This window comes from Nonomuraea sp. NPDC050540, from assembly GCF_044457485.1.
Taxonomy (GTDB): Bacteria; Actinomycetota; Actinomycetes; order Streptosporangiales; family Streptosporangiaceae; genus Nonomuraea.
The window spans coordinates 155,899-168,185 of the sequence record NZ_JBITHA010000015.1 but is presented as its reverse complement, the minus strand read 5'-3'; the positions used below and the strand labels follow the sequence as shown (position 1 = coordinate 168,185).

The window sequence follows — 12,287 nt, the reverse complement described above, 5'->3', positions numbered from 1 at the left end:
CCGGGGTCAGCCCCGCCCGAGCACCCTGGCGGTCACCCCGGCCAGCACCTCCATGGTCACCCGGGCGTCGAACTCCTTGCTGAGCAGAGCGGCGACCTGTCCCTCGCGCCACGCCGTACCGTCGTGGGAGGACAGGCGGGAGGACAGCGCGTAGGCCAGCCCCCTGAGGTCGCCGGCCGTCACCAGCGCGCCGGTCTCCTCGCCGATCACCTCGCGCAGCCCGGGGATGTCGAAGCCGACGACGGGACGCGCGCTGGCCATCGCCTCCAGCGCGGTCAGCGGCAGCCCCTCCCAGCGGGACGGCATGACGACCAGGTCGCAGGCCGCGTACCAGGGCCGCACGTCGGCGCTGGGGCCGGCGAAGTGCACTCCGGGGGGCGCGTCGGCCTCCAGCTGGGCCTTGAGCTCGCCGTCTCCGACCAGCGTCAGTCGCGCGTCCGGGCACGAGCGCAGCACCCGGGGCCAGGCACGCAGCAGCAGGTCCTGGCCCTTCTGCCGGGTGAGCCTGCCGACGCAGACGGCGAGCCGGGCGTTCTCGGGGACGCCGAGTTCGGCGCGGGCCCGTAGTTGCGCCTCGATGCCGGCGGGGGTGAAGTGGTCGAGGTCGACGCCGTTGCGCACGACGACGAGCCGGGCCGCCACCCCCCGCGCCGCCCCGGCCTCGGCCTCGCCTTCGCCGACGCACACGATCGCGGCCGCCCAGCGCGCGGCGGTGCGCTCCCACGCGATCGCGGTCCTGGCCGTCGCGCCCCGGCAGGCCAGCCACGACCAGCCGTGCGGCTGGAAGAGCGTGGGCCGCCGGCCCCGTACGGCCAGGCGTCCCACCAGGCCCGCCTTGGCCGAGTGCAGGTGGATGATGTCGGGTTCGAGCTCGTCGACGATCCGGCGCAGCGCGACGGTCTCGTCCTTGCACGAGCGCACGGGGGAGCGGGCCGACTCCCAGGCCGCGTGCGGGATCTTCTGCTCGGCGAGCCGGTCGGGGAGCGTGCCGCGCGACGGCGCCGCCACCGTGACCCGCCAGCCGCGCCGTACCTGGTCGGCGGCGGCGGCGCTGACGTAGGCGGCCACGCCCGCCTCGACGGGCTGGCTGACGTGCAGGACTGAGATGGTCATGAGCCGGCCTTCACTGGGAGGCGTTCCTTGAGCGTGCGGGCCGCGCGGATGCGGGCGCGCACCAGCGCCGCGTAGAGGCCGGCCCGGTGCGTCCTGCCGAAGATCATGCGGCGGTTGCCGATGGCCTTTGCGCCCCACTTGGCCTTGTGCGGCTCGGCTCCGCGCAGCAGGCTCAGCTTCTCCAGCCTGCGCGCGTGCGCCTGGCGCAGCCCGTGCCGCAGGACCATGGCGAAGGTGTCGACGCGGGTACGCAGCCAGGGGTCGGCCCCGTACAGGTAGCCACCGGCGAAGTCGGCGCCGATGAGGCAGAAGTCGGCGGCAACGAGGCGCTCGCCGACCCGGAACTCCGTCAGCGCGGCCCGTCCGGTGGCGATGAGCTCGGTGGCGGACCTGGTGAGGTGGGCCTGGAAGCGGGAGCTGAGGTGTTCCTTGTTGATCGGCCGGCCCGCCCATTGCAGGGCGTGCAGGCGCAGGAGGTCCTCCATGGCCGCGGGCACCTGTTCCGGGGTCACCGCGTGCACCTGAAGGTCCAGCTTGTCGATCTTGTAGAGGCCGCGGCGGAGTTTTCCGGCCGTACGCGTGCCGAGCGCGGCCAGCTGGTCCTCCAGCGGAAGGGCGGGCATGTACAGGCAGGAGGAGCCCTCCATGAGCCAGCGGCGGCCCGGCCAGCACGCGTGCAACGTCTCCAGGGCGGCGCCCGGCTGGGCCTCGGGGAAATCCATGACGTCCCAGCCGGGCAGGCCGAGCAGCGCCTCGCCCGCGGTACGGGCGAGGCCGTCGCGATGCGCCTCGTCGAGGAGTACGTCGGTGTAGTCGGACAGGCCGACGCCCAGCGGGCTCAGGACCCGGCAGCCCCAGCGCCGCGTGCGCATCAGCGGCAGCGCGGCCACCAGCCGGTCCTGGTGGCGCAGCAGCAGGACGTTCAGGCGGGACCGCCCGCCGTACCACTGCCACCAGGAGGTGAGCCAAGCGTGCGACTGGAAGGGGGTGGAGGTGGCGCAGCGCTCGTACAGGGCGTCCCATTCCGGCTTCATGGCCGCGAAGGCGCCCGGGTCGGTCACGACGCTGTTCTGGCCGCCGGCCAGGAGGCCGGGCGTCATGCGCCGACCGGCCGCTTGCGTGAGCGCTCGCGGGAGCGGGCGGCGGGCTCGTCGCGGGATGCGCCCTTGTCACGGCTCTGTCTGGCGGGCGGGGCGACGAGGTAGAACAAGCCGCCGAGCAGGAGTCCCGCGGCGCCGCCCACGGTGAGGTTGATGAGCGCGTCGGGGCCTGACGGTTCTTCCGGCGCCAGCGCCTGGGACAGGTTGGCGATGCGGACGCCGGTGTCGGGGGCGCGGGTGCCGGCGTAGGTGATGAGCGCCTGGGCCAGCGCGTTGGCCTGACCCGCTGCCTGCGCGGCGTCGGGCGCGGAGGCGGCCAGGCTGATCATCGGGGCGTCGGGGGAGCCGGAGACGCGTACCGTGCGCTGCAGCTCGCCGACCGTGCGGGCGGCGAGGCCGGGACGCAGCGCGGCGCCGACGACGGCGGGCTGCGTGGCGATCTTGGTGAAGGCCTGGGCGAACTTCGTCGTCTGCTCGATGCTCGACGGGGCGTCGGCCACCACGACGACGTACGCCTGGGCGGTGTACACGCGGTCGGTCAGCGCGGTGTACAGAAGTCCCGCGCACAGGCCCAGGACGACGGCGCAGCCTTGCGGCCACCACCGCCGGGCAGCGGCGGATACACGGCGGGTCACGCTCATGGTTGCTCTCCCCAGGCTGGCGCGATGGTCTTCGATCGGGATCTTTGCTCGTGCACGCGCAGGTACAGCGCTTCGATGCGGTTGACGTGATGGCCGATGCCGTAGTGGTCCACGGCCTGCGGCGGGAGCTGCCGTGGCGCGCCGGCCGCGATGAGCTCCTCCACGGCCTGACGGAACGGCTCCGCCGCCGAGGGCAGCCGCCGCGCGTTCGGCGAGGCGCTCGCGGGCAGTTCGTCCAGCGCCGGGCACGCGCTGTAGAGGACGGGCAGCCCGCACGCCAGCGCTTCGACGATGGCGAGACCGAACGTCTCCTCCTGCGACGGCGCCGCGAAGACGTCCATGGCCGACAGCAGTGCCGGAACCTGGCTGGACTGCCCGGCCAGCACCATGCGGTTCGCGATCCCCAGCCTGCGCGCGTGCGCGACGAGGTTCGCCCGCTCGGGCCCGTCCCCCACCAGCAGCAGTACGGTGTCCGGCAACCCGGCCACGGCCTCGATCAGCACGTCGAACCGCTTGCCGGGCTCCAGCCTGCCCACCCCGCCCACCACCGTGATGTGCGGCGGGATCGTCAGCCGGCTGCGGGTCGTCTCCCGCACGGCCGGGTCGAAGCGGAACGCCCGCGGGTCGATGCCGTTGGCGATCACCTCGATCCGCTGCTCCGGCACGCCCCACCGGACCAGCCGCTGGGCCGCCGCCGACGACACCGCGACCGTCACGTGCCCGAGCCGCTCACCGGCGCGGGCCATGACGCGCACCGGCGCGGTGATGGGCCGGCCCTCCAGGTGCCGTTCGCCGATGGAGTGCTCGCTGGCCACGATCGCGGCCACGCCGGCCAGCCGGGCGACCAGCCGTCCGTACAACCCGGCGCGGAACAGGTGCGTGTGCACCACGTCGTAGCCGCCGCGCCGGACCAGCCGCCACAGCGGGCCCAGTACGCGCAGGTCCCGGTTGCCGGTCATGCCGAGATGGTGGACGGTCACCCCTTCGGCCTGGATGGCCTGGCTGATCAGGCCCGGTTTCGTGAGCGCGGCGACCTCGGCGGTCACGTGATGGTTGGCCACCAGGTCACGCAGCTGCCGCTCGGCCCCGCCGGCCTCCAGCCCGGTGATGACGTGCAGCACCTTCATCGCCGGCCCCACTTCCAGTAGTGCAGGCCCCGCTTGACGGTCAGCCGGAGCCGCCGGTCGTCGTCGCTCACGTGGGTTCTGGGCAGGCAGAGCTGGTCAGCCTCGCCGGGCTTGATGCCACAGGCGTAGGTGTAGCCGGCGGCGCGTACCGCCTCGACGGCCTCGCGGTCGGCGTGGCCGTAGGGGTAGGCCAGGCCGAGGACCTCGTGGCCGAGTATCGCCTCCAGGTCCGTGCGGCTCGTCTTGACCTCGTGGTAGAGGTCCCCGGTCGGGGCGCCGGCCAGCGACAGGTGCGTCTGGGTGTGGGAGGCGACCTCCATGCCCTCGTCGGCGACCTGCCTGAGCTGTTCCGCGGTCATGAGCGGTTTGCGCGGGCCGAGCGGGTCCCAGGCGTTGTCGCCGCCCAGGCGGCCGGTGACGGCGAAGACCGTGGCGGTGAAGCCTTGGCGCAGGAGCACCGGCAGGGCGTGGGCGGCGAAGTCGGCGTACCCGTCGTCGAAGGTGAGGCCGACGAGACGCCGGGCCGTACCCTCGCGCTGGGCGCGCAGGAGTTCGCGCATGGACACGCCGCGCAGCCCCCGCCCGCGCAGCCACGCCATCTGCGCGGCGAAGCGGGCGGGTCTGACGGTGATGAGGTACGGATCCTCGTCGAAGTCGTCGACCGAGTGGTACATCAGGACCTGCTGCCTGGTTGGGCTCACAATCGCACTCCCCCTTCGCAGGGCCTCAGCGCGTCGCCGAGGTCCCGCCTGGAACCGGTGAGTAGTGCCGCGGTGACGAAGACCGCCGTGGTGACGGCGGCCTGGCACGGCACGGCGACGATCAACGAGAGGTCCGCGGTGACCGGGCGGACCAGGAAGGAGACGCCCGCCGCGACGGCGGCCGCCGCGGACAGGCGGCCGACGGACCCGAGCAGCGCGCGTCTGGGCAGCACCAGGAGCGGCGCGCCGAGCCCGCCCAGCAGGAGCGCGGCCGTCAGGCTGATGCCCGCCGCGTTGGCCAGCGCGACCCCGCCCACACCGAGCGGGATCGCCAGGAACGGCGCGGCGACCGCGGTGAGCGCCAGCCCGGCGGCCATGGCGGCGGCCGGGTACCAGGAGGGCCGGGAGGCGCAGAAGTAGACCCGGCACAGCACGCCGACCACGGCCTGGCCCAGCAGTCCCAGGCAGTACAGGCGCATGCTCCACGCCGTCGCGGCGGTGTCGTCCGGGGTGAAGGCGCCGTGCTCCAGCAGCAGGCCCACCACGCCGGGCGCGTGCGCGACCAGGAACGCCGTGGCGGGCAGCACGATCGCGGCGGCCACCCACGTGTCCGCCAGCACCCGCCGGCCGGCGCCCGCGCCGTCGCCGGCGGCGACGCAGCGGGCCAGGACCGGGAAGGAGACGGTGGCGAGGATGAGCGAGGCCACCATGGGCACCTGGGCGATCTTCTGCGCGTAGTTCAGGTAGGAGATCGAGCCGGGCGGCAGCGAGGAGGCGACGAACCGTTCGACGAACACCTGCGCCTGGCGCAGCAGGGTGAAGGCGGCGATGGGCGCGAAGATCGTCCAGGAGATCGACGTCGCGACGCCGGTCCTGACCGGGGTTCCGATGTGCCGGATGAAGGACGGGGCCTGGATGAGCGCCATGAGCAGGCCGCCGGCCGCCACGCCGCACGCCACCGCGGTGATCCCCCAGCCGTCGTGGCCGATGGCGATGGCGCCGACGATGGCGGCGTTGTAGGCCAGGTAGATGGCGGCGGGCGGGCCGAAGATCCGCCGCGTACGCAGCGCGGCGCTGCAGAACCCGGCCAGCCCGAAGCCCAGCACGGTCAGCGAGGTGATCTGCGTGCACCGGGTGGCCAGGTCGTGCTCCTGGATGCCCGGCGCCAGGCCGCGCGCGATGAGTGGCGCGGCGGCGGCCGTGGCGGCGCTCAGCAGCACGAACGCGAGGACGGCCTTGGGCAGCGCGGCCCAGACGACCTCGCGCAATGACCGGCCCTCCTCCACGGAGCGGCTGAAGTAGGGGATGAGCAGGAACGACAGCGCGCCTTCTATGAGCAGGGGCGCGGCCGTCTCCGGAATGGTCCAGGCGATCATGAAGGCGTCGGTGCCCGCGCTGGCGCCGAAGACGCCCGCCACCAGGAGGTCGCGGGCGAACCCGGACGCCGAGCCGGCGATGACCAGCAGCATGGTGACCGTGGTGGCCCTGGCCAGCGGGCCGCGGGTCTCCTCGGTGGTGGCGCTCATGCCGCGTCCGCCGCGACCACCCAGGACAACAGCAGGCCGATCATGATCGACATGACGACGGTGGGGGATCCGCCCACGTCGGCGTAGACGAAGTCGACGAGCTGCCAGGTCAGGAAGCCCGCCGCGCACAGCCCCGCCGCCCTTTGGGCGGAGGTGCCGCCGCGCCGCGCCCGCTTGGCCGCCAGCACGGCCAGCCCGGCCCACAGCAGTGCGAAGGCAGAGAGCCCGAGAAGACCCTGCTCGCTCAGCACCAGCAGGTACATGTTGTGCGGGGAGCGCAGCTCCTGCCGCTGGAATCCGTTCACGGGGTCGGCGGTGTCGCTGCTGGCCGAGACGTGCAGGGGCGCGTAGTTGTCGCGCCAGGCCGCGAAGCCGCGCGGGCCCACGCCGAGGAGCGGATGGTCGTGCCACATGCCGGCGGCCGTCTCCCACAGGCCGTACCTGTCGTTGACCGACTGGTCCGGCTGGGAGGCGACGGAGGTCATGGAGGCCAGCCGCTGGGTGACGGTTCCGGACCCCCAGCCGCCGAGTACCACGAGGCCCAGCACGAGCGCCCCGGCGAGAGCGCCGCCGACGGCCTTCCTGCTGCCCGACAGCAGGATCATGACGACGCCGGCCATCAGCCACGCCAGCCACGCGCCCCGGCTGAGCGACAGGACCAGTGCCGCCAGCAGGACGAGCAGGACCAGCGTCGCGGCGACCCGTGGCCGTCCCCGCGTGGTCAGCACCAGGGCCAGCGCCACGATCGCGCCGTAGCTGACGACGGTGGCCATGCCCATGATGTCGACGGCGCCGAACGTGCCGATCGCCCTGATGCTCTGCCCGCCGTAGGAGGCGCCGCTGCCCGAGTACGCCTGCCAGCACCCGAGCAGCGCCTGGACCAGGGCCACGCCGAGCACCGCCGCCGCCACCAGCCGCCGGTCCACCTCGTCGCGGACGACGATCGCCATGGCCAGCGGCACGATCACGAAGATCTCGAGGTAACGCACGAACCCCGGCAGCGCCGCGACGACGTCCACGCTGGCGAGCGTCGCCGCCGTCACCGCGACGGCGGGCGGAGCCAGCAGGTACGCCCGCCTGGGCAGCCGGAGCCGCCCCCTGAGCGCGTGGACGAGCGCGGCCACCACCAGGCAGCCGGCCGCCACGTCGGCCGCGGTCACGTTGAAGGACGAGTCGAGCTGGGCCCGTTGCTGCGGCACGCACACCAGCGCCACCGTCAGCACCGCCAGGATGCTGGGCCGCTGCCAGTTCAGCGCGTGCGGGGAGAGGCGCGGACGCAGGGCGAGCGCCACTACGCGCCGCCCAGGCGCAGCACGCAGCCGATCGTCTTGAGCGCGATCTTGACATCCAGGCCGAACGACCAGGTGTCGATGTAGTGGTTGTCCAGGCGCGCGCGCTCCTCGATGGAGGTGTCGCCGCGCAGGCCGTGCACCTGGGCCCAGCCGGTGATCCCCACGGGAACCCGGTGGCGGCGGTCGTAGCGCTCGACCGTCTTCGAGAACTGCTGCACGAAGTACGGCCGCTCCGGCCGCGGGCCCACGATGCTCATGTCCCCGGTGACCACGTTCCACAGCTGCGGCAGCTCATCCAGCGACGTCTTGCGCAGGAAGCCGCCGAACGGGCCGCTGAGGCGGCTCTGGCTCACGGTCCACTGGGTGGCCGAGTCCCGCGCGCTGGCCGGCTTGAGCGTACGGATCTTCAGCATGTCGAAGCAGCGCCCGCCCATGCCGACCCGCCGCTGGCGGAACAGCACGCCCGGCCCGCCTTCCAGCCGGACGCCCAGCAGGCACAGCCCCAGCACGGGCGCGAGCGCGAGCAGCGCGAGCAGCGCCAGCGTGACGTCACAGACGCGCTTGGCGATCCAGTACGGCCGGCGCTGCGCGGGCGGCCGCATGTCCACCAGCGGGAAGCTCTGAAGCTGCCGGCCCGGCGCCACGAAGTCCTGGACGAGGTCGTCCGGTCCGGGGGCGAGCATGATCTGGCACCCGGTGGCCCCGATCTCCTGCAGCACGGCCCGCGAGATCGGCGGCTGCCCGGCCAGGATGACGACGCTGACGGCCGAGCGCCGCAGCATCTGGGCGCAGGTGGAGTAGGTGGCCAGCACCGGCAGGTCGTCGGCCGGGCCGTGGGCCGACGCGCTGGCGCCGACCAGGCCGATGGGCTCGATGCCGTGCTCGGGGTGCTGCAGGAGTGTCCTGGCCAGCCGTACGCCGTGCTCGCCGGTGGAAAGGATCACGGCCTTGCGGGGAGCGCGGCGCCGGGCCGCGACGTGCCGCCAGGCGCGTACGGCCCCGTGGGCCAGGGCCATGAGCGCGGCGTGGCAGAGGCCCGCCAGCAGCCAGGCCGCGGACGGCGGCGCGGGGACGGGCGAGCACAGCCACGCCTCCAGGCTCAGCGTGCACAGAGCGGCCATCGCCCAGCCCGTGAACCGGGCTCTGGGCAGGATGACGTGCAGGGCGACCGCGATCGCGACCGCTGCCGCCAGGTTGGTCGGCCGCCAGCCGGTGATGGTCGTCGCGGCCAGCAGGCAGGCGGTCGGCAGGCCGAGATGGGCGGCTCGCCGGGTGAGGTGGCGCAGGGGGATGTCAGGTCGAGGTGAGGCGGGCGCCTCGGGTGCCATCGCGGGCCCGGAATCCAGGAAGTCCTCAGTCGGTTCGCTGGTGCCAACAGCTACGGTCATCTGTTGCCTCCAAGGTCGCGGTCACACGCCAGTGCTGCGGGATGAGGGGTAGTGGCAGGGGCTGGCAGTCGTGGCTGTTTCTCTGCAGGCGCTTGTGCGAGGACACAAGAATGGCGTTCATTCGCGCCCCAAGATCGTTGAGATGGTATCGGCGCAAGCGTTGGAACTGGCCGATAGAAGGCTCGCGCGGGGTTCATGGGTGGGCAAATATTTCGCCACTGCCAGTAGCGCTGGAATTGTGGCCCGCGGCTGCGCGAGTTATTCCATGCCCGCGCGGAGCAAACGGACAACTTCTTTGTTCTCGGCAATACGGCCAGAGCAGGCCTTGTCCCGTGAAGACGGACATGCCGTCAGCCGCGGCGCTGGTCAATGAAGAAGTCGCCGGCGAATTAACTGTGGTAATCGGCGGCTGATTAAGGCAAAGCCTGTGCCCACATAGTTCAACGTCGTCGGATGGGGCCGAGACGCGGTGATAGAACTTTCCCGGTAGCTCGGTCGCGATAGCGCTTTGTGCGGTGTCCACAGGGCGCACGTCGCGGCATTCGGAGTAATCGGTTCGTAGGTCATGCGTAATCGCGAACACGTCCGATCACAGCCCGGAAAGGCAATCATGAATCGCATAGTCAAAAGCACGGCCATAGCTGTGGCCTGCCTGGGAATGGCAGCGGCGCTGGCCGGACCCGCCCTGGCCGCGGCCAGGAGTGACGGGGACCCGCTCGGCGGCCTCCTCGGCGGAGGCGGCGGCAGCAGCCTGCTCGGCGGGAACGGACAGAACCCGCTGATGTCCCTCACGAGCCCGCTCGCGGGGATCACGCAGAGCGAGAACCCGGTGGACGGGATCACCCGTTCCGCTGACGGCACGGCCCGTTCGGTGGAGGGCGCGGCTCGCCTTCTCCCGCAGGGGACCTTCCGCAACGGCCTTCCGCTGAACGAGGCCTCCAACGCCGCCGGCGTGGAGCACCGCAACCCGCTCGAGCCGGCCCTCACCGGCGCGGCGAGCTCGCCGCTGGACTTCGCGCTGCTGGACGGGCGTGAGGTCGTCGGCCTTGAGCACCAGGACGAGCCGGTGCCGGGTGTCGTCAGCTCCCTGACCGGGCGCGCCGACGAGATCCTGCACGCCCCCGCGCTCGAGCCCGCCGCCGAGGCGGCGATGCCGCAGATCACCGAGCGCCTGGCCGGTCAGACCGACCACGCGGCGTTCATGGCGAAGACCGCCGCCCACCAGGTCGGCTCCGTCTCCGCGCACGATCTGCTCAGCGGCCCGAACGCGGCGGTCAAGTCCGCGATGCCCGCGGCGGTGTCCACCGAGCTGGCGCCCGTCCTGGGCAGCCCCGAGGTCAGGCAGCCGATGGCGCAGCGCGTCGCCGGCCCGCGGACCGACGTCCCGCTCGACGAGATCGCCCCGCTCGTCGAAGGCCCGCTCGCCGCGTCGCCGCTGGCGCAGACGAAGGGCGCTCCCGCGGCTGTGGGAGAGGCGCTGGGCTCCTCGGTCCCGACGACCGGCGCCGTCGGCGACATGGCAGCGGCTCACTAGAGTCACTCCCTCGTGCGCTGAAGGAACCACAGGCCCTTCGCCGCACAGAGCAAGCAGCCCCCCGACCGTCTTCCGCACCCGTCCGGCGTCATGGTGCCTTTCGCCGGGCGTGAACAGATCGGCTGCGGTCACGACCTGCCCGCGTCGCTGTACGCGGTGGGCTCTGACCTGGTGACGTCGATGCCCTCGCCATTGGAGGGGAACGGGAACATCGGCGCCACGAACTGCTGTGTGGCGTGACAGCTGCGTTCCTGACAGCGCAGCCCGCCGAGCGAGGTGATAGTGCCCGCTTCACCCGAACTCGGTGGTATGGCTCACGTGGACAACCGCCGACGGCCGTGCCCGAGCACGGCCGTCGGCCGTCGCGTTTTCCAGGGAAAATTAGCAGAATGCCCGATATAGCTTCTTTCTCCCGCGCAAATCCTCTTTCATGGCAGCGTCCATACCGTGCTTTTCCCATGGCGCCATTGCCCGAGGGTATGACCCGTCGGGGCGCCAGAGACGGAGATGTCGGACTAAGTCAATAAGCGCCCCGAAGATGCATCGCGTACGGCAAGCGAGGAGCGGGCGGGAATGCGGAAAGTGCTCAGCAGGATCGGTAAAACCGTTGCGGCGGCGGGAATCGCCGCCTTTTGGCTCCTACCACCCGGCGTGGCCACGGCCAGCCAGAGTTTCGCCGTCGACCTCACCATGGACGGCGTGAGCCAGTTCAACGTCGCCCACACCGCACGTGGCCTGCGGCTCGGCCCCCAGCTCGCGGCCACGGCCACCGAGGGCGAAGAGCGCCAGGGCTTCTACGTCACCACCGCGATCGGCACACGTTCCCTGGCCAACCGCATCCGGCCGATCATGATGGCCGAGACGCCGCCGGGCGCGGGCGTCATGCTGGAGCTGCGCGGCCAGACCCGCTCCGCCCGCTGGACGGAGTGGCGGGAGGCCAGACAGGGCTCCGACGAGGTCGTCCTGCCCGCCTCGTCCACCCAGCTCCAGGCCAGGATCACGCTGACGCAGCGCGGCACCGGCCAGGGCCCGGAGGTGTACGGCCTGCGCCTGCTGGTCGTCGACCCCGCCCGCGGCCAGCCGCAGGCCGGGACCGAACCCGCCCCCAAGCCGCTGACCAGCCGCGTCTTCGCCACCCGTATCGGCCAGATCGGCGACAAGACCGCCAACGGTCACACGATCGGCACCACGGACCGCTTCGTCGCCCTGCCTTCCAGGCGGGCCCTGAACGCCAACACCACGGAACGCGCCTACGAGGTCAAGATCTGCTACGCCACGCGCTGCGTCGTCGCGCCGATCTGGGACGTGGGCCCGTGGAATATCCGCGACGATTATTGGAACGCCGCGGCCACCCGCGATATGTGGCCGGATCTGCCGCAGGGAAAGCCTCAGGCGCAGGCGGCATATCTCGACGGATACAACGGGGGCCGCGACGACAGGTCGAGAAAGGTGCGTAATCCGGCGGGCATAGATCTGGCGGACGAGCTTTTCTGGCAGGACCTCGGCATGACCACGAATGACTGGGTCAACGTCACATATCTGTGGACGGACGTGGAAGCGCTGCTGTGAAACAGGGAGCCCGGCGCGACGCCGGGCTCCCCCATTTACCTTCTGCGGACGGGGAACCATCCAGAGTGGCGGTGGGGGCCACGCGGAAAACGGTAGAGCACGGCGGATCCCGCGCCGGACCGCTTTGCGATCTCTTGAGCCCTCGCACCCGTGCTGTTGACCGCGGGAGGCGGGTGAGAGCATTCCGCTGTCATGGCCGGGATGTGGGTCTTGCGGGTGGCGCGCTCGGTGATCTTCGCCGTGGCGTGCCTGGTGCTCGCCGCCCTGGCTCACCTGGCGGGCTGCTCGCCGAGGTG

Annotated in this window: 10 protein-coding genes; 2 read left to right on the top strand and 8 right to left on the bottom strand. The window is 72.2% G+C overall.

Annotation, left to right across the window (positions count from 1 at the left end; translation table 11 throughout):
• Positions 1-6: 6 nt before the first annotated feature.
• From ACIBI5_RS39475 to ACIBI5_RS39440, 8 genes are read right to left on the bottom strand one after another with little or no spacing between them, the layout of a single operon-like run.
• Positions 7-1,113, bottom strand: a complete 1,107-nt coding sequence (locus ACIBI5_RS39475) for a glycosyltransferase (protein WP_397254556.1) — start codon at positions 1,111-1,113, stop codon at positions 7-9.
• Positions 1,110-2,213, bottom strand: coding sequence for a GNAT family N-acetyltransferase (locus ACIBI5_RS39470; protein WP_397254554.1), 1,104 nt, complete (start codon positions 2,211-2,213; stop codon positions 1,110-1,112). The genes ACIBI5_RS39475 and ACIBI5_RS39470 overlap by 4 nt, the downstream gene beginning before the upstream one ends.
• Positions 2,210-2,854, bottom strand: coding sequence for a hypothetical protein (locus tag ACIBI5_RS39465; protein ID WP_397254552.1), 645 nt, complete (start codon positions 2,852-2,854; stop codon positions 2,210-2,212). Before ACIBI5_RS39465 ends, ACIBI5_RS39470 begins: the two co-directional genes overlap by 4 nt.
• Positions 2,851-3,981, bottom strand: a complete 1,131-nt coding sequence (locus ACIBI5_RS39460; RefSeq protein WP_397254550.1) for a glycosyltransferase — start codon at positions 3,979-3,981, stop codon at positions 2,851-2,853. The genes ACIBI5_RS39465 and ACIBI5_RS39460 overlap by 4 nt, the downstream gene beginning before the upstream one ends.
• Positions 3,978-4,682 carry a polysaccharide deacetylase family protein gene (locus tag ACIBI5_RS39455; protein WP_397254548.1) on the bottom strand — a complete coding sequence of 235 codons (705 nt, stop codon included), beginning with the start codon at positions 4,680-4,682 and terminating at the stop codon, positions 3,978-3,980. The genes ACIBI5_RS39460 and ACIBI5_RS39455 overlap by 4 nt, the downstream gene beginning before the upstream one ends.
• Positions 4,679-6,208 carry a lipid II flippase MurJ gene (locus ACIBI5_RS39450; protein ID WP_397254546.1) on the bottom strand — a complete coding sequence of 510 codons (1,530 nt, stop codon included), beginning with the start codon at positions 6,206-6,208 and terminating at the stop codon, positions 4,679-4,681. The genes ACIBI5_RS39455 and ACIBI5_RS39450 overlap by 4 nt, the downstream gene beginning before the upstream one ends.
• The gene (locus ACIBI5_RS39445; protein WP_397254544.1) at positions 6,205-7,500 is read right to left on the bottom strand and encodes an O-antigen ligase family protein; all 1,296 of its coding nucleotides are present in this window, start codon (positions 7,498-7,500) and stop codon (positions 6,205-6,207) included. The genes ACIBI5_RS39450 and ACIBI5_RS39445 overlap by 4 nt, the downstream gene beginning before the upstream one ends.
• The gene (locus ACIBI5_RS39440) at positions 7,500-8,888 is read right to left on the bottom strand and encodes an exopolysaccharide biosynthesis polyprenyl glycosylphosphotransferase (protein WP_397254542.1); all 1,389 of its coding nucleotides are present in this window, start codon (positions 8,886-8,888) and stop codon (positions 7,500-7,502) included. The genes ACIBI5_RS39445 and ACIBI5_RS39440 overlap by 1 nt, the downstream gene beginning before the upstream one ends.
• Before the next feature lie 658 nt (positions 8,889-9,546).
• On the opposite strand from ACIBI5_RS39440, the gene ACIBI5_RS39435 reads away from it, so the two are divergent.
• Positions 9,547-10,422 (top strand): hypothetical protein, encoded by an 876-nt coding sequence (locus tag ACIBI5_RS39435; RefSeq protein ID WP_397254540.1) that lies wholly within the window; start codon positions 9,547-9,549, stop codon positions 10,420-10,422.
• Positions 10,423-11,073: 651 nt separating this feature from the next.
• Positions 11,074-11,991 carry a hypothetical protein gene (locus ACIBI5_RS39430; protein WP_397254538.1) on the top strand — a complete coding sequence of 306 codons (918 nt, stop codon included), beginning with the start codon at positions 11,074-11,076 and terminating at the stop codon, positions 11,989-11,991.
• Positions 11,992-12,287: the final 296 nt, after the last annotated feature.